Origin of the sequence: Pseudomonas sp. C2B4 (assembly GCF_013359695.1) — a bacterium.
Lineage (GTDB): Bacteria > Pseudomonadota > Gammaproteobacteria > Pseudomonadales > Pseudomonadaceae > Aquipseudomonas.
On the sequence record NZ_JABFMU010000038.1, the window covers coordinates 33,854 to 56,007 of the forward strand.

Consider the following 22,154-nt stretch of genomic DNA (forward strand, 5'->3'; position numbering starts at 1 on the left):
GCAGGCCTTCTGATTATGTTTATCAACTGAATGCGGAGTATCCGAACATGCCAAAAATGAAGACCAAAAGTGGTGCTGCTAAGCGGTTTCTGAAAACTGCTAACGGTATCAAGCACAAGCACGCTTTCAAGAGCCACATCCTGACCAAAATGTCGACCAAGCGTAAGCGTCAACTGCGCGGTAGCAGCTTGCTGCATCCGTCTGACGTGGCAAAAGTCGAGCGCATGCTGCGCCTTCGTTAATTTTAGTCAAGAATAGAGGAAGTAACTCATGGCTCGTGTAAAGCGTGGCGTCATTGCCCGTAAGCGTCACAAAAAAATTCTGAAACTTGCTAAAGGCTACTACGGCGCACGCTCCCGCGTATTCCGTGTTGCCAAGCAAGCGGTAATCAAGGCAGGCCAATACGCCTACCGTGACCGTCGTCAGAAAAAACGTCAGTTCCGCGCTCTGTGGATCGCTCGTATCAACGCTGGTGCTCGTATCAACGGTCTGTCCTACAGCCGTTTCATCGCCGGCCTGAAAAAAGCGTCCATCGAGATCGACCGTAAGGTTCTGGCTGATCTGGCAGTGAACGAAAAAGCGGCGTTTGCTGCGATTGTCGAGAAAGCTAAAGCCACCTTGGCTTAAGTACCCCCGACAGTCACCTGACCTCACCTCTGTGGGGGCGGGTGTTAAACGTCATAAATAGGGGAAGAGCCTTCAAGCTCTTCCCCTATTTTGTATCTGGAGTCTGTACATGGAAAACCTGGACGCGCTCGTCTCTCAAGCACTAGAGGCTGTGCAAAGCGCTGAAGATATCAATGCCCTGGAGCAAATCCGGGTTCACTACCTTGGCAAGAAAGGTGAATTGACTCAGGTGATGAAGACCCTGGGGAATTTGCCGGCAGAAGAGCGTCCGCAAGTCGGTGCGCTGATCAACGTTGCCAAGGAGCGTGTCACAGAGGTTCTCAATGCGCGCAAGGCGTTGTTCGAGGAGGCTGATCTTGCAGCCAAGCTCGCCGCCGAATCCATTGACGTGACCCTGCCTGGCCGCGGCCAGACCTCAGGCGGTCTGCATCCGGTTACCCGGACTCTGGAACGTATCGAGCAGTTCTTCACCCACATCGGCTACGGCATCGCCGAAGGCCCTGAGGTCGAAGACGACTATCACAACTTCGAGGCGCTCAACATCCCAGGCCATCACCCGGCCCGTTCGATGCATGACACCTTCTATTTCAATGCCAATATGTTGCTGCGCACCCATACCTCGCCGGTACAGGTCCGCACCATGGAATCGAAACAGCCGCCGATCCGCATCGTCTGCCCAGGCCGTGTATACCGTAGCGACTCCGATATCACCCACTCGCCGATGTTCCACCAGGTCGAAGGCCTGCTGGTTGATCGCGACATCAACTTCGCCGACCTGAAAGGGACCATCGAAGAGTTCCTGCGCGTGTTCTTCGAAAAAGAACTGGCCGTGCGTTTCCGTCCTTCGTACTTCCCGTTCACCGAGCCATCCGCCGAAGTCGACATGGAATGCGTGATGTGCAGCGGTAAAGGCTGCCGCGTCTGCAAGCAGACCGGTTGGCTGGAAGTCATGGGCTGCGGCATGGTTCACCCGAATGTGTTGCGCATGTCCGGGATCGACCCGGAAGAGTTTTCGGGCTTTGCCTTCGGCATGGGCGTTGAGCGCCTGGCCATGCTGCGTTACGGCGTGAACGACTTGCGTCTGTTCTTCGACAACGACTTGCGGTTCCTCGCGCAATTTCGCTAGTCGTAACGAATTCTTAGGAGAGCAGGATGAAATTCAGTGAACAATGGCTGCGTGGCTGGGTAAGCCCGCAGGTAAGTCGCGACGAGCTGGTTGCTCGTCTGTCGATGGCCGGTCTTGAGGTCGATAGCGTTACGCCGGCCGCCGGTGTTTTCAGTGGCGTGATCGTGGGCGAGGTGCTGAGCACCGAACAGCACCCGGACGCCGACAAGCTGCGTGTTTGCCAGGTCAGCAATGGCTCGGAAACCTTCCAGGTCGTGTGCGGTGCGCCAAACGTGCGCCCGGGCCTGAAGATCCCGTTCGCCACCATCGGTGCCGAGCTGCCGGGCGACTTCAAAATCAAGAAAGCCAAGCTGCGTGGCGTCGAATCCAACGGCATGCTGTGCTCGCAAGCCGAGCTGCAGGTAGGCGAGGGCAACGATGGTCTGATGGAGCTGCCGGCCGATGCGCCCGTAGGTCAGGACATTCGTGAATACCTGAATCTGGACGATGCCAGCATCGAGGTCGACCTGACCCCGAACCGCGGCGACTGCCTGTCCCTGGCGGGCCTGGCCCGTGAAGTCGGCGCTCTGTATGCCGCCCCGGTCACGCGTCCAGTGGTTGCTGCCGTTCCAGCGGTGCACGATGAAGTGCGTCCGGTCGAAGTGCTGGCACCTGCTGCCTGCCCACGTTACCTGGGTCGCGTGATCCGTAATGTCGACCTGACCAAGCCTACGCCGCTGTGGATGGTCGAGCGCCTGCGTCGTGCCGATGTACGCAGCATCGATGCGGCTGTCGACATCACCAACTATGTGATGCTGGAGCTGGGTCAACCGCTGCACGCCTTCGATCTCGCCGAAATCAATGGCGGCATCCGCGTGCGCATGGCCGAAGAAGGCGAGAAGCTGGTGCTGCTCGACGGTCAGGAAGTCAGCCTGCGTAGCGATACGCTGGTGATTGCCGACCATACCCGTGCCTTGGCCATTGCTGGCGTCATGGGTGGCGAGCATAGCGGCGTCAACACCGCGACCACTCGTGACATCTTCCTGGAAAGCGCGTTTTTCGATCAGATCGCCGTCGCTGGCAAGGCCCGCTCCTATGGTCTGCACACCGACGCATCGCACCGCTACGAGCGCGGCGTGGACTGGCAACTGGCTCGTGAAGCCATGGAGCGCGCCACTGGCCTGCTGCTGGACATCACTGGCGGTGAAGCCGGCCCGATCATCGAAACCGTCAGCGAACAGCACTTGCCGTCGATCGCACCGGTGACCCTGCGTGCCCAGCGCATCACCCAGATGCTGGGTATGGAAATGGATTCGGCCGAAGTCGAGCGTCTGCTCAGCGCTTTGGGCCTGAAGATTTCCGCCGATGGAGCAGGGCAGTGGCGCGTAGAAGTGCCAAGTCATCGCTTCGACATCAGCCTGGAAGTCGACCTGATCGAAGAACTGGCCCGTCTGTACGGCTACAACCGTCTGCCGGTTCGTTACCCGCAAGCGCGTCTGGCACCGCAGGCCAAGGCTGAAGCGCGTAGCGATCTGCCTGAACTGCGCCGTTTGCTGGTCGCCCGTGGTTATCAGGAAGCTATCACCTACAGCTTTATCGATCCGAAACAGTTCGAGCTGTTTAATCCGGGTGTTGAACCGCTGTTGCTGGCCAATCCGATTTCCAACGATATGGCTGCCATGCGTTCGTCGCTGTGGCCAGGTTTGGTCAAGGCGCTTCAGCACAACTTGAACCGTCAACAGGATCGCGTTCGCCTGTTCGAGAGCGGCCTTCGTTTCGTCGGTCAACTTGACGGTCTGAAACAAGAGTCGATGCTGGCCGGTGTGGTTTGCGGTAGCCGCCTGCCGGAAGGCTGGGCACAAGGTCGCGATGTCGTCGACTTCTTCGACGTCAAGGCTGACGTGGAAGCGGTGCTGGGCTTCGCCGGTGCACTAGATGCCTTCACTTTCGTGCCGGGCAAGCACCCAGCGCTGCACCCGGGGCAAACCGCGCGAATCGAGCGTGAGGGCCGTCTGGTAGGTTTCGTCGGAGCCATCCACCCGGAATTGTCGAAAACCCTGGGTCTGGATCGTCCGGTGTTCGTGTTCGAGCTGGTTCTGGCGGAAGTGGCTAGCGGGAAAATGCCGAAATTCCACGAGTTGTCGCGCTTTCCTGAAGTGCGTCGTGACCTGGCACTGATTGCCCACAAAGACGTTGCGGCCGCAGCAGTACTGGACGTAATCCGTGAAAATGCAGGTGAATGGCTGACAGACCTCAGGCTATTTGACGTGTATCAGGGTAAAGGCATTGATCCTGATAGAAAAAGCCTTGCAGTCGGCTTGACCTGGCAGCATCCATCGCGCACTCTTAATGACGATGAGGTGAATTCCACGACACAAAACATCCTCACCTCGCTCGAACAAAGGTTGAACGCCACGTTAAGGAAGTGACGTATGGGGGCTTTGACGAAAGCTGAGATGGCGGAACGTCTGTATGAAGAGCTGGGCCTGAACAAGCGGGAAGCCAAGGAATTGGTCGAACTGTTTTTCGAGGAAATCAGGCACGCTCTTGAAGACAACGAGCAGGTCAAATTGTCCGGTTTCGGCAATTTTGACCTGCGGGACAAACGCCAGCGGCCTGGCCGCAATCCGAAAACGGGAGAAGAAATCCCGATCACGGCTCGCCGTGTGGTCACCTTTCGTCCAGGGCAGAAGTTGAAGGCCCGAGTTGAGGCTTATGCTGGAACCAAGTCATAACGACGAGCTACCCGTCATCCCAGGCAAACGCTACTTCACCATTGGTGAAGTCAGCGAGCTGTGTGCGGTAAAACCGCACGTGCTGCGCTATTGGGAGCAGGAGTTTCCTCAACTCAACCCCGTCAAACGCCGCGGAAACCGCCGGTATTATCAGCGCCAGGACGTGCTGATGATCCGGCAGATCCGCGCGCTTCTTTACGATCAAGGGTTCACCATCGGCGGCGCACGTCTGCGTCTGTCCGGTGATGAAGCCAAAGACGACACCACGCAATACAAACAAATGATTCGCCAGATGATCGCTGAGCTGGAAGATGTACTGGTGGTCCTCAAGAAATAAATTCCTGCTTTAAAATACTTCCAGTTTTCAAAAGCTTGCGATATATTCTTGAGCGTTCCTCGAGAAGAGGAACAAGATTCACGCCTAGTCGGGGCGTAGCGCAGTCCGGTAGCGCACTAGCATGGGGTGCTAGGGGTCGAGTGTTCGAATCACTCCGTCCCGACCATATTTTTCAATGACTTAGCCGAACTCTCACCAGTTCGGCTTTTTCATGCTTAGGGACTTTTGCGGGGGTTCATCCCGTTTTCCTCCTCAAGATGGTCAGAGCCGGCCCTCTCGAATCGGTCGCCGATACTTTGTTTGCCGCCTCAATCAACTGCTCGAGCTCTGCGGTAGAATAGTGGCTCGTAACGCTGCCATTTTTGTGCCCCAGAAGTGCCTTTCGATCCTCAAGTGTCACGCCAGCTGCACGAAGCCTTCTGCCAAAGGTGTGCTTGAGGTCGTGAATCCTGATCGATCTGAATCCAGGGTGTGCTGGTGACTTGTGTTCCATTTCTCACTTCGCCGCTGCTCTCACCCTGGCCTTCTTCCACGCCGAGTCATTCATCCGGAGCATAGGGGTCGGACCGCGTTCGTCCGGCTGTCCATACGGGAACACATACTTCGAATGCAGTCCGCGCTGTCCGTCGATTACCGACATCGCCACCTTGTTCAGCACCACCAACCTCTCGTCGCCGTTCTTCACACCAGATTTTTCACTCCTCCCGCCAAAGTCAGCAGGGATCAGGAACACGCTCGTTCCCAGTTCCGGCACTCGGATTTCCCAATCCCACTGAAGTTTGCAGACTTCCTGTTCCCGGCAGCCCGTGTTCACTTTGTAGAGCGACATCCTCAACAGGTGATCGGGGATCTCCGAAAACAGCATCGACTGCTCTGCCCAAGACATCGGGTAGGGCTTTCTGCTCGACTTCTTTTCCTCCAGCATCGAGATCATCGGCACGCTATCCAGCCACGGCCGTTTCTCTGCGTCTCGCCACTTCCTGTGGCACAGGTTCAAGATCCGAACGATTCGCTGTAAAGCGATGTTCACCGTCCGGTTCGAGACGCCTGGCTTCACTTTCCCTTTTTCGCTCTTCGTCGGCTTCTGCCTGTCTCGCTTGAAAGCAGCCAGGGTTCCGTCATCTATATGGGTGATCGGCAGATCCCCGATGTACGGGTCCAGCTGTTCAATGTGTGATGCGGACAGGCCGATCGACGCTTGGTCCTTGAATTCCACCAGGAATCGCGTGGCTGCTTCACGCCAGGTTCGCACCTGGCGTACGCCGTAGACCTTTTCCTGCCTGAGCTTTTCCAGCCGGTGAATCAGGTACTGCTCCGCTTCCTGCCTTTCGCTTGCTCCAGTGCTTTCCTGAAGTCGGTGACCTCTGACGACCTTGTCGATATGCCAGATTCCGTTTCTCTCGTAGAGACCGGAGATCGTTTTTCGCGCCATTTATTGACTCCTTGGCGCCCACTGCGGGGCTGATTGTTGTCCTGATTGGCCGCTTTTTCAATTGCCATGGACTCGACGTAAGCGTCTGCCCACTGGTCGAGCTTGAGCCTGTCGAAGCCGATGCCCTGTTTCCCGATCGGGAATTCACGCACGTTCGGCCTGACTGTTTTGTTGAATTCATCCCGGCACATGCCGAGGTATCCGTAGGCCTCGCCGGCTCGGATAAAGCGCGGGAGGATGGGCGCAGCCTGGGCCGCGCTTCGATTGGACATAGCTGTCTCCATGCCGCCGGCGGCGGCAGAGTGTTCAGTGAATGGTCACGCCGTCCTGCCCCGGGGTGATCGCGCGAGCCTGTTGTTCGGTACGCCGGCAGATGTGTTGGATCTTTCCGCCGCAGTCGGCGATGACCCACCAGAAGCCGCCGAAGCGGTGCGGGCCCTTGATGATCTTCGTGATGGTCATGGCAATGGGTTTCTCGCCCGCCGTGCACCGGCAGGCTTATGCTTTAATGAGGTTGTTCTTGAGTGGGGGACGCTGATGAATAAGGCTTTTCGAAACCCGTTGTTCATCACCGGGGTTCCAATGGTGATTGTTGGGCTCGGCGTTTGTCTGAACCAACTGTTTTGGGGGCGAAGTGTCGGTTACTTGGCTTTTGCCGTTTTAGTCTCAGGGTGCACGTTGGTGCTGATTGGATTGGTGCAGAGGAACAAGTGAAGTTCTCGTACTTACCGCGGCCCCTTGTAGCAGTACACGTAGGCGAACCAGGCGAGGGCGATCATGGGGTCACCTTCTGGCCGAGCAGCACGTCGCTGACGACCTCCCAGAGTTGAGCCGGCGACCACTGGAAGCGGTCGAAGTCTGTGTCGGGCTGGATACCGAACCGGCAGGTTGAGTGCGCCCCCGCCGGGTATTCGGCGCGCTTGGCCATGATCGTTGCTACTCGGCCATCGCCGCCCGGGACGGTGCGATGGTAGTCATAGGCCTTGGTGCAGTATTCATTGCCCGCGACGATCTCGTAGGATCCGGAAAACACTAAGTCAGCGCGTCCGTCTGGCGTCCACGGCCGACCACCGCCAGATGTCCGTGCTCCCTCATGCAGGTACAGCACAAAATCCCCGGCATCGTGGCAGACGAGCTCGAATGAATGATTGAATTGCGTGCCGACGATCACCCGTGAGAGAAAATTAAAGCGGTGATCGTGAATTGCCGAGTGCTCGAAACAGGCACGGCGGGGCAACTCGGGATGCCAGACGTGCAGCCGCTGATTGCCCTGGAGCTGGACTTGCACAAAGCCCAGGCCATGCAGGGTGATTTTGTCGGTCATTACGTCATCAATGATCATGAATACACCGCCGCAAAGGAGAGGTAGAGAGCGCCCCAGAAGCAGACGCTTACGATCATGGCTTTCAGGATCATCAGTAATCCCCCCAGCCCAAGCCTTGGATGTATTCGCTCGGAATGGTTACAGGGCCATCCGGAACCTGGCTTTCGACTTCGCTGTTGCCGAAGTAACCGATAGCCGCCTGGGCGCGCTCCATGGACAAACGTGCATGGCGCATCTGCCAGGACTTGCGGGCCTTGTAGGAGTCCAGTGCTCGCGACTTGTCGGTGTAGGCGAAGCGCCGGCCCCAAGTCCCGCCTTCCTTCAAAACGCGCTTGCGGCGCTTCTTCACAGCGTCTGCGGTCCAGCTGTATTGCGGGCCGTTGACCAGCTCGCACGTATGCTTGTCACCGATGTAGTAGCACTGCGCTGTTTCGCCGATCACTTGGTAGGTGATGCAGTGCACCTCAAGGCCTTCTGGCCCAATGGTGTCCATGTAGCGATAGTGCTCGGGCCAAGCCGTTTTGATTTCTTCAGGCATGACTTCGTCCTTGCCGCTATAGCGGCTGACTTTGAAGGGAGAGGGAGTATTTCGAATGTTAGATAGCCGATATGGCTATGGCGGGTACCGCGAGGTGATGGTGTAAAGCGCTGGGGATGGGAGTGAGACCTCTAGGGCGAGGTCTCCTCCTTTACTTCAGTTACAACCGTATTGGTTGCAGGTGTAGTTGTAGGGGTTTCCTTTGGAATCCATTCCGTTGTGATATGTCGTGTTTCCAATGGTTTGGCTTGTGCCATTCCATGAGTTGCCGTCCGCTGAAGTGCCGTTTTGATAAACCGTATTACCGATTTTTTGACTCGTTTGGTTCCATGAGGAGCCCGAGGCACTGTATCCCTGGACATTGGTAGTGTTACCAAACCGCTGAACGTTGTAGGTGTTGCCGCTATTGTCCGTGCATGTCTGAAAGCCGGCAGAACCAAAACACTGAGCGAATGCCAGGTGCGGGGCAACAATCAAAAGTGCGCCAATTAGCATTTTTTTCATTTGCGTCATCCATGTGGTCAGTCAACCAATGCTAAACCGAGGTATGGCATTTTGCTATTTTTGGTGGGTGGACGGAACTCCAAAGTTCGCGAGCTTTATTGCCTAACACTCCTATGAGTCATTCGCCTTGATTGGCGAGCATGTTCGGGCGCTGGAAGGATGTTCCAAGAATGCCTTGGTTTCGCTCGTCTGCTACTGGCTTGAGCTCGACGGCTTTCGCCTGGTTGCGCGCAAAGTCCAGCAGGTCGACAGACCACTCTCGACCTACGTCGTCATCGAACTCGAAGAGCATGCCGCCCAGCGCACGCTCCAGCTCATCAATCCTCTGATCCGCTGCGTTCAGGCGCAGCTGCAGGGCGTCAATGACCCCGCTTCTGTTGTCCCTGCAATTGGGCAATGCCACTGAGGACGAAACAGCCTCTGCCAAAACTTGGCAGGCATACTCACGAGCACTCCAAGGGGTTGACCTGACAGCCATTTAGCCCCAAATGGCCAGTGATGCCAGCCTGATTACCCAGCTGCCTTGACCGGTTGTGGTTGTATAGACGGGCGCGCCATATCTGATAAAGTCGTCGATCGCTTTTTCATTTAAGGCTCAGGGTAAATGGATGCTGTAAAAGGTTTTTCGCCTCAACACAATCCAGTTCATAGAATTCCTCAGAGCCCTGGCCTGCCTTATGGTGGTGTACTGTCACGTTTTTGCGCGACCACCTATAGCTCTAGGCCAGCCGTGGGCGCCGGGAACAGCGCTGACAGATTATGTCTTGAACCCGTTGGGGATTATTCAGAATTTCGGTTTTTTGGGTGTAGCTCTTTTCTTCTTGATAAGCGGCTTCATCGTCACCCATACAGGCCTAACTGAAAGTCGTTTCAGTTTTCTCGTCAAACGCGTGTTCCGTATTTACCCTGCTCTTATCGTGACTGTGGTAGGCACAATTTTATTGGTAAATTACGCTGTTTCCATTGGTATGACAGATGGCTCGATGGGGATTGGCTACGTTAGCGCTACATTGGCGGCTTTTGGTTTTGAGGCTGGGTTTACCAAGAATTCATTGATCGGAGTAAGCTGGACGATATCGATAGAGCTGTTTTTCTACGGAGTTATGCTGATCCTGTTGCCGCTACTAAAACGTTCGCCAGCATGGTGCATGGCTATCATTCTAGTTGTTTGCGCCATAGGGGCAGGTTCTCGCGTTTTGACGCCGGACATCCTCCATAAAACAATTACGCATATATTTGCCTATATGCCTATTTTCGTAATTGGCATGTCGATCTACTTTTACTGGTCTGATCGCATCAAATTGAACGTCGCAATTGTTTTTGGCGTAGCATCATTTGGAACATACCTGTTCGGAAATGCATGCGTCCACCCAGAACAAATTGAGTTGTCAGCTCTACACCCTGCGCAAGTGGTTTACGCTGCTGCCATATTTCTGGCTGTACTATGGTATTACGGTAAGCAGAATGTTAGTAACGGTCGGATTACAAAGTTCTTCGCGGGTATCAGTTATTCGCTCTACCTAATCCATGTTCAGTTAAGCATTTTCCTATCCTACGTTCTATTCCCTTTTCTCGGACTGACATTGACCATGCTCGCTTCGTTTGCGGCATGCGTTGTTCTTTCCTATGCCATGCAACTACTGGTTGAGAAGCCTGCACAAAAGGTTGGGCGAAAACTGCTTATCAAGCATGCCCAGTGGAGAGGTTTAGCCGCGGCATAGTTGCGACATGAGGTGCTGAGGCCTCATCGTTTCAATCAAGCATCACAAATTGCCCGCCAAGTGCGGGCTTTTTTTCGCCTGGAGAAAAGTATGCCCATCACTCAGCAGCAGTTGTTGCAGATTTTCCCGAACGCCGGCGGCAGAGCCGGCGTTTTTGCACCTGCTATCAACACCGCCATGCAGCGTTACCAGATTGTCGGGACAAAGCGCATGGCCGCGTTCATCGCCCAGATCGGCCATGAATCCGGCCAACTGCTCTACGAGCGCGAGATTTGGGGGCCGACTCCAGCTCAGGCCAAGTACGAGGGGTAGGCGGACCTGGGCAACACCGTGAAGGGCGACGGCGCCAAGTACCGCGGGCGAGGCCTGATCCAGATCACGGGAAGGGCGAACTACGCTGCCTGCGGTGAAGCGCTGGGACTGGACTTGATCAATCAACCAGAGCTGCTGGAGCAGCCGCAGTTCGCTTGCCTGTCGGCGGCGTGGTTTTGGGCGACCAAGGGGTTGAATACCCTGGCCGATGCCGGTGATTTCGACAAGATAACTCGGCGCATCAATGGCGGGCTGAACGGCCAGGTGGAGCGCTTGAAGTTGTGGGCGAAGGCCAAGGAAGTTCTAATATGACATCGATATGACTACGAATCCTTCCTGATGTAGCTGCGATTACCTTGATCGCCGGAGCGCTATTCGGCGCCTATCACCACGGCCTATCAGTGAAGGATGCCGAGTGGCAATCAGCCTGGAACGATCGAGACGCTCGGGATTCCCAGGCCAAGGCGGAAAACGAGGCTGCTGCTCGGGAGCGGGAGCAGGCCTACCAACAATCAATCAACAAGGCGGTTCTAGATGGCCAACGAATCATCGATAAAGCGACGGCTGATGTTGCCACTGCTCGCGCTTCTTCTGACCGCCTGCGCGGAGCAGCCGACAAACTTGCCGCTCAACTCGCAGCCAGTGAAGCAAGCGGAAATTCCTGCTCTACCGCCGCAAGCAAGGCAACTGCCCGTGCCGTAATGGTGCTTGCCGACGTGTTCAAGCGCGCTGGCCGGCGAGCGGGCGACCTGGCTGAAGTTGCTAACCAGGCCCGAGCCAGGGGAGTGGCCTGCGAGCAGGCGTATGGAGTCGTCAGGTCAAACTGATATTTGAGGAGTAGCAAGAAATTAGGAGTAGGCCTCGGTAGCTTAAGCACGTTATTATTTCATGATTCTTGAGTTGTGGGGTTAAGGTATTAAGTGGAAGTTATAAGTATAAGTGCCGCTGTTGTATCTATTTTAATTGCGTTACTAGTTGCACGATTTGCATCCGTTAGTCTGGTGGTGCCCTCTAGTCACGGTCGATTTTTAACCATAGATGGGTTGCGTGGCTTTCTTGCTCTTTTTGTTTTCTTGCATCATTCTTGTATCTGGTATTACTACCTTCAGACGGGAGTTTGGGCCGCGCCACCATCACAGCTGTTTGTTCACTTTGGTCAAGGTGGTGTTGCGCTATTTTTTATGATCACGGGGTTTCTGTTTTTTTCCAAGTTGCTGGATAGTAGAGGTCGTGGTCTCGACTGGTTACGGCTTTATGTGTCCCGATTTCTAAGATTAACGCCGCTTTATTTTTTTTCAATGGTATTAGTTTTTTTTGTGGTTTGGATGATGACAAAGGATGGTCTGGTAGAGCCAGTATCAGAAATACTTGTGGATGTTTTTAAGTGGCTAGGCTTTACAGTTTTTGGAACGCCGGAGCTAAATGGCATGAAAGGAACCAGCCTGATAAATGCAGGTGTCACATGGTCATTGCCGTATGAATGGTTCTTCTATATGGCACTCCCCCTTGTCGCTTTGGTAGTTGGATTGCGACCTCCACTTTTATACTTGATGGTCAGTGCTTTATTGGTTATTTTGATTTTCATGTATTATGAGAGTGGCAATTATTATTGGTTTTTTGTTAGCGGTATGGCAGCTGGTGTTTTGGTGCGGTTTGAAAATTTCAGGAGGTTTTCAGAGTCGCGGTTTGCAGAAGCTCTGGTTGTGATGTTGGTTTTTTATATTGTTACGAATTGCGCATCTCTTTATGGAAGTGTAAGGGCTAAGTTTTGTTTGGTGATGGTCTTTTGTCTTGTTGCGGGTGGTAGTAGTGTTTTTGGTGTTCTTAAGAGTCGCGTTTCTCGAGTGTTGGGGGAGATGGCGTATAGCGTATATCTTTTGCATGGTATTCTATTGTTTTTGATCTTTGAGTTTTTTATTGGCTTGCCTGCAGCTCAAGAATTTTCTCCTTTACAGTACTGGGCCGTAATCATAACGCTGACGCCTGTTTTGATATTGGTCTGCGGTTTTACTGTCAGATTTATCGAGAAGCCATCAATGAAAAGAGTGGGGCCATTAACCGAGTGGCTTAGATCAAAAAGAACTTCTCTACTTGCGGGTGGGAAGGCGTGCTAGGCGTACGTGCGCGAAATCAGCCGTTGATGGTTTTCGGTTTGGCAGTTAGGCCATCGAGGATCCCACGAAGTCATTCAGCTTCGCGCCGAAAGGATCGTACCGAGATATCCATGTCGTAGACCTGTTTACGCAGGCCTGCCGCCTCACCGGATTTTGTGCGCATATTCGCCATGGCTTCGTCCTGCTGCTGGATGGCTTCGGGGTGCATCTCAACCAGCTTGAAGATGTTTTGCCGAGCCTGGCGCAACTGCAGAGTGAGTTCCTCAATTTCGTTCTCGAGCATGCGCAGCTGATGTCTGCGGGTTTCAAGTGGCGTCGGGCAGCCGAGCCAATCGCTTGTGTCTTCGAAGTGTGGGTACGCGACGCTCCAGGACGCGAACGGTTTCCTCGAGCTTATCCACTCGAGATTCGGCGCTTGACTGTGCAATGGCCTGGCCGTTGGAGGCGAAGAGCAAAACGGAAAGGGCAAAAAGATTGCGATGTGAAATCACCTTGTTCTCCTGGTGTGACTTCCCGATTTTAGTCACTCTGGCGTCATCATCACCGCGAGCGTCATCTTGATGAATTCTTCGTTACGGTCGATTGCCTTCAGGGCACCTCGCACATTGTCGGCGACGTCTGCCGCGCCAGGCTGCTCAACCCAATTCGAGAGCTCCATGGTGGCGGCCTCCAATGCGAGCTGAATTTCGTTGATCTTGAAGAGTAGAGAAGGAAGCAGGTCAGAGTTTGGCATCGCGGATCCTCGGTTATGAGGTCAAGCGCAGCACTGCGTTCGAAAGATCTTTGACGGCCGGCAGGACGCCAGAGGAGAGGAACTTCTGTAGGAATATACAACGCTAAGTTATTGATTCTTATAGGGTGATGTGGCGGTTTTTTACCTCCCTTAAATCACATGTTTTCCTTTATACATCAATTACTTGCGGCGGTTTCGGGGTCACTTGATATGGTGGTCTCCTAGATTTTGAATTGGCGACTTTATTGGCATGATGCTTCTACGCCAGCCATCGAATCCTTTAACCTGTCGATCGTAGCCTTCAATCGATCCAAGTTTTGACCCTGCGCAAAAGTAATCTCGTTTGCGTACTTAGCGATAAGTTGGGCTTTTAATTCGCTGATACGCGCTGTGCACTCATTTTCTCGGACCAATGGGTAAGTCATTCCGCCAATGAGCAATGCGCAGAGTGTGAGCATTGCCGTCCCCTTTACTGTCAGTATGCCGAAAAACTTTGTTTCATTCTCGGCAGGTTTCAGCATGTCGTCGCGAAATTTTCCACTGAAAATAAGGGCAAAGATTATGCAAGTTAAGAGTGCACTACACGTTAAAGGGACGAGCAGAATTTTTTCCATTTTCGTACCCCAGGTCGCCGAATCGCATGAGCTTTCAGTGTAGGAAGGAAAAGGGCTGCATGTGGGGTGTATCGTGCGCAAAACCCCCTCTGGAGCCCGCGTGTTTCCGTTTGCAAAACCACAAAAAAGCGGATTTTTTGCCGCGCTTGAAAGGGGTTGTATTCGTTTTAAAACAATAACTTAGTTCGCTACAGTCCCCAACATGGGGGGCTAGGGGTCGAGTGTTCGAATCGCTCCGTCCCGACCATATTTATTCAATGAACTAGCCCAATCTGAAAAGGTTGGGCTAGTTCATGCGCGTGAGATTTGCGGGATTTCCCGGTCTTCCATTCTTGAAGGGCAGAAGGTGCTTAGTTCCGGTCGTAACCGAGAGCGGGGTCGATTGGTGGCAAGCATTCAAGTGTGACTAGATCCAGCAGTGTGAAGTGCCCCCACATCCAGCCCGCAGTATCTATGTGGTAAACATTCCCGAGTACGGCCGGTTGCTTGAGCGGTGTGTGGCCCACGACTACCGCCCGTATACCCTCAACCCCTTCGTGGTTTTCGTCGGTAAGGCGCTTGCGTGACCATAGAAGCATTGCCGCAATGTGGTCGGTGTCCGCTATCGATTCAGAAAGCGCTGTGATCATCTCCCCCCAGCTCCCGCGCGGAACGTCGGCGTGTACGATGCCGATCAGGCCCTGTGCGGTCTCGACTTCGATAACCAGAGGCAAATCCTGAAAGAGGCTGGCGTAGCGGCCTTGCTCGATTCTTGATAATTCGTAAAACCACGCGCCGCCATTGATGAAGTGCAGGCTGCATTGATTGCTGGTACGGCCGGCGATGTGCGAATCAATGGCCATCTGCTCATGGTTGCCACGCACCGCATGGAACCAGGGTTTGTGCAGCAGCCATTCATCGACATCCAGCGACTCAGGCCCACGGTCGACCAGATCACCGACGCTGAACAGGCGGTCAACGGCAGGATCGAAGCCGGCTGCATCCAACGCAGCCCGCAGTCGGGTGAAGTGACCGTGAATGTCGCCAACCGCGAAATCCCGGCCAACGGTGTTTGCAGTGAAGTGCTTCACGCGCGACACCGCGCTAGGTTCGGACATCGAATACTCCGGCACTGCAGCAGTCGAGGCGATCAGGCTATCGGTTTGACGAAGGAGTCTGTCGCCCGGTATGAGTCAATGGAATTCAAACTCATGTGGCCATGACTGTCGACCGATCAAAGACCGCCGGTTTTCCTCCTTCTCTGATATACGAAAATCAGAATCACCGCGATAGCCGCGCTTGGTTTCAGTTCGAATTTCTAACCCGTTTCTGACGCCAAACATTTGCACTGAGGGGATGAACAAAAAGCAATTGGCCTTAGCACAATTTATTCATACGCACTGTTCCAACCTCAGCCATAAGTATCAAAGCGCCCAACTGGAAAAAGAGGCGAGGGGCACTGCAAACCGATAAAAGACAAAATACTGACAATAAAAAACGGTCACATTATCCCTATTAAGTCGGTGATACATCATGATCAAGATCATGGCCTGCTTTTTAATAGGAGTTCTCACTGCAGGATGCAATGGCTTTGTGAAACCCGACTTGTCGGGTCCCACTAATGATTCATACTTTTTGGTCTTCTCAGGCTTTCCTGTACCGTATCTGTACATGGCCTCGGCCGTGCAATGGAACGAAGACTATGCCGTCACCACCCGCCACACTCCGTTCATACCCGATGTGAAATACAGCTGCAGCACGAACTGTGATCTGGTTTTCATAAAGCATAAGGCCAACGGCCGCTACCCGACCTGGCGTTCACCGCGTGTTGGCGAAACCATCACTGCCGTGGGCGTGAGTCCTTACTTTGTGACCACCACCGGGAAAGGCAAGGTGTATAAAACGCCATTCGTCAACGCCGATGAACACAGTGGTGAGCTCTATGCCATCCATGATGCTCCGTTGATCAAGGGGATGTCGGGTGGACCGGTCATCGCCAATGATGGCAGCGTTGTCGGCATTAATATTGGTTTCCACTCAACCACTCTGAACGATGTAAGCGGTAATTCCGGGGTAAAGGACGCTGAGAGAATCAGTATCTTTATCCCTTACTCGATCATTCAGCGCGAGTGGGGGATGTTGCAGGCAAAACTTAACGAACCGCGCGGCATCAAGTATGTGGCGAAGTAACTTTGGCCTGCACCCCATTGGCTCAAAACCGATCAAGTCGATACGCCTTGATTGTCGGCAATCCTTGCCCCTCAATGGCCCTGGCAGGCAACGTCATCTGGGCAATGAGTTCCGCCGTAACCGCTGCCTGGGTCAGCCCCAAATGCTGATGACCAAAAGCAAGCAACACTTTGCCATCGCACACTTTGTCGATGATCGGGAGTGAATCAGGTAGCGAAGGACGAAACCCCATCCAAGGTGTTGCAGCCTCGGCGCTCAGGTCGCGTTTGAACAGACCTTTGCTCAATCGGTGCAATTGCCAGGCGCGCTCCATGCTGGGTGGACTGTCGAGGCCGGCGAATTCGACGGTGCCGGCCAGCCTCAGGCCATCGGCCATGGGGGTCATGATGAATTTGCGTTCCAGCGAGGTCACGGCGAAAGGCAGGCGCTCGTGTTCGTGAGGCAGCATCAGGTGATAGCCGCGCTCGGTGTCCAGGGGCACTTTTTTGCCGGTCAGTGCGGTGGTGAGCCTGGCGGAGTGAGCGCCACAGGCGATCAGTACCTGGCGGGCGGTCAAGTGGCCTTGATCGCTGAGCAGTGACACACCGTTCTGCTGCACATGCCCGTCCATTACCCGTTGTTTGATGAACTGCACGCCGCTGGTTTTGGCGGCCTTGACCAACTCGCAGACGACCCGGTACGGGTCAAGAAAATGCCCGGTGCGCGGGAAGAACAAGCCACCCTGGATCCGTTCGTTCAACTGCGGGGCAACTGCGCGTACGGTCTTGGCCTGCCATAAATCAACCGGCACTGCCTGATGGCGCATGCGTCCCTGCAATGCCTCGATCGCCTGTCGCGATTCGGGGCGCTCGAACACCAGCAGCGAGCCGTCCTCTTTCAGCAGGTCCGGTCGGCCAATTGCTTGCAGCAGCCGCTGCCAGGCGCCAAGGCTGCTTTCGTTGAGTGCGCGGATACCGGACACGGTGCGCTGGAACGGCGCCGGACGCAGGTTGAGCAACAATCGGGCGAACCACGGCAAGGCGCGGGGGATGTATTTCCAGTCCAGGCGCAAGGGGCCCATCGGGTCCATGAGCATTGCCGGCAGACGCTTGAGGATGGACAGGTCGGCGATGGGGAACACCTGCTCGGTGGCCAGATGCCCTGCATTGCCGAATGAAGCGCCGTGTCCCGGGTCCTGATGATCGATGACCACCACCCGCTGACCCTGGCGTGCGAGGTGCAGGGCACAGGCGACGCCGATGATGCCGGCGCCGATCACGGCGATGTCCGCTAGGTTGTCCGTATTGCCTGAGTCGAAGGATGTCATGGGCCTGGGCTTCTGTTGGGTCATCAAGCAAAAGGCGCGTCCCGCGATGTGGAGCGCGGGGCGGGCTCGCGTTGGGTGTCACACCAGGTTCTGTTCTTTCGACCAGTTCGCGTACCACTGGCGGAACAATCCGTACTGGGCTTCGGCATAACGACGCTGGGCATCGGTGAGAACATCGGTGTCGTTGAAGTGCAGGCTGTATTCCTTGTCGCCGTTGAGCACCATCAAGTGCTTGTAAAAGAGCACCAGGTCGCAGCCTTCGTCGAAGGACGAGAGCACGGCCAATGCAGATTCCAGTTCGCGCGCCAGACGACGGGCCTTGGCGTCGCCTTTGGCCGCCTGCTTGCTCAGGGCCACCAATTGCAATACCTCGCGCGGCAGTGCGTTGCCGACGCCGGTGATCGCGCCGGTGGCATTGCAGTTGACGAAACCATGAACCACCTGGGTATCGACCCCGACCATGAGAGTGACGGCATCGTCTTTGGAGGTGATGTGCTCGGCGGCGTAACGCAGGTCGGCGGCGCCACCGAATTCCTTGAAGCCGATCAGGTTGGGGTGCTCGCGGCGCAGTTCGAAGAACAGGTCGGCACGGGTGGCAAAGCCGTAGTAAGGGCTGTTGTAGATCACCGCCGGCAGATTCGGAGCGGCCTTCAGAATCGCTGCAAAATGGGCCTTTTGCGCGGTCGCCGAAGCACCACGGGACAGCACGCGAGGAATCACCATCAGGCCATGGGCACCGACCTTGGCCGCATGGGCCGCGTGGGACACCGCTTCACGGCTGTTGATCGCACCGGTACCGACGATGGTCGGAATGCCGGCGGCGACCAGGCGTGCCACGCCTTCCTGGCGCTCGGCCTCGGTCAGCAACGGCCAGTCGCCCATCGAGCCGCAATACACCACAGCGCGCATGCCGATATCGATCAGTTCGCGACCCTTGGCCACCAGGGCGTCGAAGTCCGGTTTGCGTTCGGCGGTGCACGGGGTCATCAGTGCGGGAATGCAGCCAGTGAAGACGTTATCGCTCATGGTTGAAAGCTCCTTGAAAATTCATTCAGCTCGATTGGCAGGTCTGGGGAGGGCATTCGGCATGGCGGCTCAAATGCCCCACGCGAAGGGATCCTGTTCGTCGATCAGCAACGTGCTCTCGGCGGTCATGTAGGCGCGGCCGGTGATGAATGGGCGGATGCGTTCGCCTTCCCATTCGTAGCGGCCTTCGAACTGGCTGGCGGTGATGCCGGCCTGAATCCAGCGTTCGCCCGCCGCCAGTTTTCCATCGGCCGCCAGGCACGCCAGCTTGGCGCTGGTGCCCGTGCCGCAGGGCGAGCGGTCGTAGGCCTTGCCCGGGCACATGACGAAGTTGCGGCTGTCGGCACGGTCGTCGTCGGCGAACAGCTCGACATGGTCGATGAGGGCGCCGTCTTCGCCGTGGATGCCCTGGTCTTGCAGTGCCTTGAGCATGGCCCAGGTGTATTCGGTCAAGGCGTCGACGTTGTCCATTTGCAGCACCTTTCCATGGTCCGATACCAGGAAAAACCAGTTGCCGCCCCAGGCGATATCGCCATGCACGATGCCATGCCCGGGCACCTCGACGGCTACCCGTTGACGGTAGCGGTAGGCCGGCACATTGCCCACCGTCACCGCACCGTCGTCATGCAGCGTGGCGCTGACCTGGCCGACCGGTGTATCGATCTTGTGCACGCCCGGGCTGATATGCCCAAAGTGGTGCAAGGACGCGACCAGGCCGATGGTGCCGTGACCGCACATGCCGAGGTAGCCCGCATTGTTGAAGAAAATCACACCGCAGGTGGCGTCCGGCGAGACGGGCTCGCAATACAGGGCGCCCACCAGCACGTCGTTGCCACGGGGCTCCAGCAGGCAGGCTCGACGCCACTGGTCATGCCGGTCGCGCAGGGCATCGCGTTTTTCGGTCATGGTGTCGCCGGGCAGATCGGGAAAGCCTTTCATCACCAGGCGAGTCGGTTCTCCGCCGGTATGGGAATCGATGACCTGTATTTTTTTCATAAACCTGTCCATTGGATGAGATCGAAAGGCGAGGGGTGTCTGAATCCATACGCTATGGCCACAGCGTGAACGCGTCAGCCTCCCCGCGATTGATGTTTTCCACTGGCATGGATGACGAAATCAGCACAATGCTCACGACGGTGATGTCCCCTCGACAGGGCGTCGGGGTTGGGGCAACCTGCTGGGCGTTTCGCCTGGGCGAAGAAGGAAGGGAGCTTCATGACGCAGAACACGTTTGCGATCCTGTGCCAGGGCAATGACGCCAGTCGTCCTCAGACCCTCGATGAACTATTGGCGGGCGTGGCACTGTTGTTGCCGATGCTGGACGAGATTCCCAATGCCGCGATCTTCATCAAGGATGTCCAGGCGCGCTACGTCATGGCCAACCGCACCCTGGTGCAGCGCTGCGGACTGAAGCACCTGCAACCGTTGCTCGGCAAAACCAGTGCCGAAGTCTTTCCGGCACAGTTGGGACCTGGCTATACCGAACAGGATCGGCGGGTGTTGGAGCAGGGGCTAGTGCTGGAGGATCAGCTGGAGTTGCACTTGTACGGCAGTCGGGAGCCCGGCTGGTGCCTGACGCACAAACGGCCGTTGTACAACCGTAAGGGGGACATCATCGGTCTGGCGGGAATTTCGGTGGACCTGCAATCGGCCAGCGAGAGGCACCCGGCCTACCAGCGCCTGGCGGCGGTGGACGAATACGTCCGCGCGCATTTCAACCGGCGCGTCACCCTGGGCGAGTTGACGCGGATCGCCGGCATTTCAGTGGCGCAACTGGAACGGTACTGCAAGCGGGTGTTCAACCTGACGCCCCGGCAGATGATCCAGAAGGTTCGTCTGGAACACGCCCATCGCCTGCTGCATACCGACATGCCCATCACCGAGGTGGCACTGCAGTGCGGCTACACCGACCACAGTGCGTTCACCCGCCAGTTCAAGGCATTGACCGGTTTTACGCCGCGCCACTACCGGCAGGTCACACTCGCTGATACCTGACGATCAAAAGCCAATGGCCTGCCCGACAAGGCTGTCTTGCACGCCGGCCATCAGGTGCAGCGGAACCTGCTGCTGATGCTCCAGCGACGGCATCTCAAACCCGCCCACGATCTGAAGCGGTCGCTCACTCAACCCGGTCGCCTCCTCTTCCTTTGCCTTGGCCATTCTCGCGTGGTTCGCTGCGATTTCATTGAGAGTTGACACGTTACATCTCCGGTGACTGACCAAGCGTATTGCTGGAGTCCTTAAGCGTTAGTTTGAAGTGCTGCCGTGTCAGAATTATGTCGTTCTGGGGCCGCTACGCCCGCCTGTGCAAGCCGTAAGCCAGACAGGGGCGCTCCTGGTGCCCCGGGATTTGATTTGCGACGAAAGGTTGTGCGATGAGTCAGGGCAATTACGACCGGTATTTGATGACAATCCCTTTGAGCTTGCGACCTTCGATGGTTTTCACATCGCGCGCCCACAGTGGCCCGTTGGCATGAGCGCCCACTGTGCCGATACGGTCATAGACCACGACCACGGCATCGCCCCCCAGCTTGGCGGATTCCTCGCGCAATTTCTGTTCGACCTCGGCAATCGGTGGCGCGGGATCGACGCTGGCATCGATCAGCACTTCACCCAGGCGAATGTGTGGGCGAAGGGGTTCGGAGCGCAGCACCGCCACTTCGCTGGGCATCGTCGGAGCGGGGTGCTCGACACCGACATAGGCGGTGCTCTGGGCATCGACGGTGGCGCAGCCACTCAGCGTGAGCAGCGTGGCGGTGAGCCCGCCAGCCAGTAGCGATAGTTTGAAACGGGTGGACCAGGATGGGGCAGGCATGGTGGATTTCTCCGGGCAATTCACTGGGAATGGCATGTTGACGGTAGCAGACGGGCGGGGAGTTGCCAGAACGCCCAACCTGTTCGGATTGGGCTGTTTCATGCCTGGAACATCGTCGATCAGGTTGACCTTGTCACGGATGTCTGTAGGAGCGAGCTTGCTCGCGATGGGCGTTAACGAAAACGCGTACTTCCTGGATCACCGCGGTGTTTTGTAGTCCATCGCGAGCGAGCTCGCTCCTACAGTATTAGGTTCATTGATCCTTTTCGCAGTTGACCATCCACGACACGCCAAAGCGATCGACCAGCATGCCAAAACGGGCGGCCCAGAAGGTGGTCTCCAGCGGCATTTGCACATTGCCGCCTGCTGACAGCGCGGAGAACACACGCTCCGCCTCGGCAATGCTGTCGACATTCAACGAAATCGAACAGCCGTTCATTTCTTCGGTGGGACGATCAGGCGTGGTGTCCGAGCCCATGATGGCCTGGTCGCCCACGGCAAGACGCGTGTGGATGATCAGGTTGTGCAGGTCCTTGGGGACGTGATCGCCGGCGGGTGTTTCGCCGAAGGTCAGCATGGCTTCGATCTGGCCCTTGAGGCATTCGGCATAAAAGGTGAACGCAGCTTTGCAGTCACCGTTGAAGATCAGGTAGGGATTGATTTTCATGGTTCGGCTCCCGGTCATTGAAGGGATACACCGGATTGGACGCTTGATCGGCAAGCGAATTCCGATGACATCGAC

27 protein-coding genes, 1 tRNA gene and 2 pseudogenes are annotated in these 22,154 nt (G+C 55.9%); 14 read left to right on the top strand and 16 right to left on the bottom strand.

Features of this window, described 5'->3' with window-relative positions:
• Positions 1 to 47: 47 nt before the first annotated feature.
• The 7 genes from rpmI to HNQ83_RS21395 all read left to right on the top strand — a co-directional run bounded on the left by rpmI (position 48) and on the right by HNQ83_RS21395 (position 4,970).
• A complete protein-coding gene (rpmI, locus tag HNQ83_RS21365; protein WP_002553160.1) occupies positions 48 to 242 on the top strand; it encodes a 50S ribosomal protein L35 in 195 nt (64 codons plus the stop codon).
• Between the two features lie 28 nt (positions 243 to 270).
• Complete coding sequence (gene rplT, locus HNQ83_RS21370) at positions 271 to 627, top strand: 50S ribosomal protein L20 (RefSeq protein ID WP_007905879.1); 357 nt, start codon at positions 271 to 273, stop codon at positions 625 to 627.
• A gap of 109 nt (positions 628 to 736) precedes the next feature.
• Positions 737 to 1,753 carry a phenylalanine--tRNA ligase subunit alpha gene (gene pheS, locus HNQ83_RS21375; RefSeq protein WP_007940232.1) on the top strand — a complete coding sequence of 339 codons (1,017 nt, stop codon included), beginning with the start codon at positions 737 to 739 and terminating at the stop codon, positions 1,751 to 1,753.
• A 26-nt stretch (positions 1,754 to 1,779) separates the two neighbouring features.
• Positions 1,780 to 4,161, top strand: a complete 2,382-nt coding sequence (gene pheT, locus HNQ83_RS21380) for a phenylalanine--tRNA ligase subunit beta (RefSeq protein WP_175390768.1) — start codon at positions 1,780 to 1,782, stop codon at positions 4,159 to 4,161.
• 3 nt (positions 4,162 to 4,164) lie between these two features.
• Entirely contained in the window at positions 4,165 to 4,467 is a 303-nt protein-coding gene (gene ihfA, locus HNQ83_RS21385) for an integration host factor subunit alpha (protein ID WP_002553164.1), read from the top strand.
• Positions 4,448 to 4,804: a MerR family transcriptional regulator gene (locus HNQ83_RS21390; RefSeq protein WP_003179985.1), complete on the top strand. Its 357-nt coding sequence runs from the start codon at positions 4,448 to 4,450 to the stop codon at positions 4,802 to 4,804. The genes ihfA and HNQ83_RS21390 overlap by 20 nt, the downstream gene beginning before the upstream one ends.
• 89 nt (positions 4,805 to 4,893) lie before the next feature.
• Positions 4,894 to 4,970 (top strand) — tRNA-Pro (locus HNQ83_RS21395).
• A 69-nt stretch (positions 4,971 to 5,039) separates the two neighbouring features.
• On the opposite strand, the pseudogene HNQ83_RS31480 reads toward HNQ83_RS21395, so the two are convergent.
• The 6 genes and pseudogenes from HNQ83_RS31480 to HNQ83_RS21425 form a co-directional block, all read right to left on the bottom strand.
• Positions 5,040 to 6,236: pseudogene (locus HNQ83_RS31480) on the bottom strand (tyrosine-type recombinase/integrase).
• Between the two features lie 306 nt (positions 6,237 to 6,542).
• Entirely contained in the window at positions 6,543 to 6,698 is a 156-nt protein-coding gene (locus HNQ83_RS21405; protein ID WP_175390769.1) for a hypothetical protein, read from the bottom strand.
• A 313-nt stretch (positions 6,699 to 7,011) separates the two neighbouring features.
• On the bottom strand, positions 7,012 to 7,578 hold the full coding sequence (locus HNQ83_RS21410) for a hypothetical protein (RefSeq protein ID WP_175390770.1): 567 nt from the start codon (positions 7,576 to 7,578) through the stop codon (positions 7,012 to 7,014).
• Positions 7,579 to 7,651: 73 nt separating this feature from the next.
• Positions 7,652 to 8,098: a hypothetical protein gene (locus HNQ83_RS21415; RefSeq protein WP_175390771.1), complete on the bottom strand. Its 447-nt coding sequence runs from the start codon at positions 8,096 to 8,098 to the stop codon at positions 7,652 to 7,654.
• A 156-nt stretch (positions 8,099 to 8,254) separates the two neighbouring features.
• The gene (locus HNQ83_RS21420) at positions 8,255 to 8,602 is read right to left on the bottom strand and encodes a hypothetical protein (RefSeq protein ID WP_175390772.1); all 348 of its coding nucleotides are present in this window, start codon (positions 8,600 to 8,602) and stop codon (positions 8,255 to 8,257) included.
• Positions 8,603 to 8,720: 118 nt separating this feature from the next.
• Entirely contained in the window at positions 8,721 to 9,005 is a 285-nt protein-coding gene (locus HNQ83_RS21425) for a hypothetical protein (RefSeq protein ID WP_175390738.1), read from the bottom strand.
• Here HNQ83_RS21425 and HNQ83_RS31710 point away from each other — a divergent pair.
• The 5 genes and pseudogenes from HNQ83_RS31710 (at position 8,965) to HNQ83_RS21450 (ending at position 12,749) form a co-directional block, all read left to right on the top strand.
• Complete coding sequence (locus tag HNQ83_RS31710) at positions 8,965 to 9,084, top strand: tail fiber assembly protein (RefSeq protein ID WP_175390773.1); 120 nt, start codon at positions 8,965 to 8,967, stop codon at positions 9,082 to 9,084. The two genes, HNQ83_RS21425 and HNQ83_RS31710, sit on opposite strands and share 41 nt — an antisense overlap.
• Positions 9,085 to 9,249: 165 nt before the next feature.
• On the top strand, positions 9,250 to 10,323 hold the full coding sequence (locus tag HNQ83_RS21435) for an acyltransferase family protein (protein WP_372241922.1): 1,074 nt from the start codon (positions 9,250 to 9,252) through the stop codon (positions 10,321 to 10,323).
• 90 nt (positions 10,324 to 10,413) lie between these two features.
• Positions 10,414 to 10,947 (top strand): annotated as a pseudogene (locus HNQ83_RS21440) (glycoside hydrolase family 19 protein).
• Between the two features lie 89 nt (positions 10,948 to 11,036).
• A complete protein-coding gene (locus HNQ83_RS21445; RefSeq protein ID WP_372241923.1) occupies positions 11,037 to 11,462 on the top strand; it encodes a DUF2514 family protein in 426 nt (141 codons plus the stop codon).
• 93 nt (positions 11,463 to 11,555) lie between these two features.
• Complete coding sequence (locus HNQ83_RS21450) at positions 11,556 to 12,749, top strand: acyltransferase family protein (RefSeq protein ID WP_175390775.1); 1,194 nt, start codon at positions 11,556 to 11,558, stop codon at positions 12,747 to 12,749.
• 70 nt (positions 12,750 to 12,819) lie between these two features.
• Here HNQ83_RS21450 and HNQ83_RS21455 read toward each other — a convergent pair whose 3' ends face one another.
• From HNQ83_RS21455 to HNQ83_RS21470, 4 genes are all read right to left on the bottom strand, one after another.
• A complete protein-coding gene (locus HNQ83_RS21455) occupies positions 12,820 to 13,032 on the bottom strand; it encodes a hypothetical protein (RefSeq protein WP_178132059.1) in 213 nt (70 codons plus the stop codon).
• Positions 13,033 to 13,272: 240 nt separating this feature from the next.
• Positions 13,273 to 13,482 (bottom strand): hypothetical protein, encoded by a 210-nt coding sequence (locus HNQ83_RS21460; protein WP_175390776.1) that lies wholly within the window; start codon positions 13,480 to 13,482, stop codon positions 13,273 to 13,275.
• Positions 13,483 to 13,724: 242 nt separating this feature from the next.
• Positions 13,725 to 14,096: a hypothetical protein gene (locus tag HNQ83_RS21465; protein WP_175390777.1), complete on the bottom strand. Its 372-nt coding sequence runs from the start codon at positions 14,094 to 14,096 to the stop codon at positions 13,725 to 13,727.
• A 350-nt stretch (positions 14,097 to 14,446) separates the two neighbouring features.
• Positions 14,447 to 15,193 (bottom strand): metallophosphoesterase, encoded by a 747-nt coding sequence (locus HNQ83_RS21470; RefSeq protein ID WP_175390778.1) that lies wholly within the window; start codon positions 15,191 to 15,193, stop codon positions 14,447 to 14,449.
• Between the two features lie 415 nt (positions 15,194 to 15,608).
• Here HNQ83_RS21470 and HNQ83_RS21475 point away from each other — a divergent pair, with 415 nt between their 5' ends.
• On the top strand, positions 15,609 to 16,265 hold the full coding sequence (locus HNQ83_RS21475) for a trypsin-like peptidase domain-containing protein (RefSeq protein WP_175390779.1): 657 nt from the start codon (positions 15,609 to 15,611) through the stop codon (positions 16,263 to 16,265).
• Positions 16,266 to 16,287: 22 nt separating this feature from the next.
• Here HNQ83_RS21475 and HNQ83_RS21480 read toward each other — a convergent pair whose 3' ends face one another.
• From HNQ83_RS21480 to HNQ83_RS21490, 3 genes are all read right to left on the bottom strand, one after another.
• Positions 16,288 to 17,571 (bottom strand): FAD-binding oxidoreductase, encoded by a 1,284-nt coding sequence (locus HNQ83_RS21480; protein ID WP_175390780.1) that lies wholly within the window; start codon positions 17,569 to 17,571, stop codon positions 16,288 to 16,290.
• A gap of 78 nt (positions 17,572 to 17,649) precedes the next feature.
• Positions 17,650 to 18,597, bottom strand: a complete 948-nt coding sequence (locus tag HNQ83_RS21485) for a dihydrodipicolinate synthase family protein (protein WP_175390781.1) — start codon at positions 18,595 to 18,597, stop codon at positions 17,650 to 17,652.
• 69 nt (positions 18,598 to 18,666) lie between these two features.
• Positions 18,667 to 19,593 carry a 4-hydroxyproline epimerase gene (locus HNQ83_RS21490; protein ID WP_175390782.1) on the bottom strand — a complete coding sequence of 309 codons (927 nt, stop codon included), beginning with the start codon at positions 19,591 to 19,593 and terminating at the stop codon, positions 18,667 to 18,669.
• 219 nt (positions 19,594 to 19,812) lie between these two features.
• Between HNQ83_RS21490 and HNQ83_RS21495 the strand changes: the two genes are divergently transcribed.
• Positions 19,813 to 20,592: an AraC family transcriptional regulator gene (locus HNQ83_RS21495; RefSeq protein ID WP_175390783.1), complete on the top strand. Its 780-nt coding sequence runs from the start codon at positions 19,813 to 19,815 to the stop codon at positions 20,590 to 20,592.
• 3 nt (positions 20,593 to 20,595) lie between these two features.
• Here the strand turns inward: HNQ83_RS21495 and HNQ83_RS21500 are convergent, their stop codons facing one another.
• The 3 genes from HNQ83_RS21500 to HNQ83_RS21510 form a co-directional block, all read right to left on the bottom strand.
• On the bottom strand, positions 20,596 to 20,796 hold the full coding sequence (locus HNQ83_RS21500) for a hypothetical protein (RefSeq protein WP_175390784.1): 201 nt from the start codon (positions 20,794 to 20,796) through the stop codon (positions 20,596 to 20,598).
• A gap of 190 nt (positions 20,797 to 20,986) precedes the next feature.
• A complete protein-coding gene (locus HNQ83_RS21505; RefSeq protein ID WP_175390785.1) occupies positions 20,987 to 21,412 on the bottom strand; it encodes a hypothetical protein in 426 nt (141 codons plus the stop codon).
• A gap of 253 nt (positions 21,413 to 21,665) precedes the next feature.
• Complete coding sequence (locus HNQ83_RS21510; protein WP_175390786.1) at positions 21,666 to 22,079, bottom strand: VOC family protein; 414 nt, start codon at positions 22,077 to 22,079, stop codon at positions 21,666 to 21,668.
• Positions 22,080 to 22,154 lie beyond the last annotated feature (75 nt).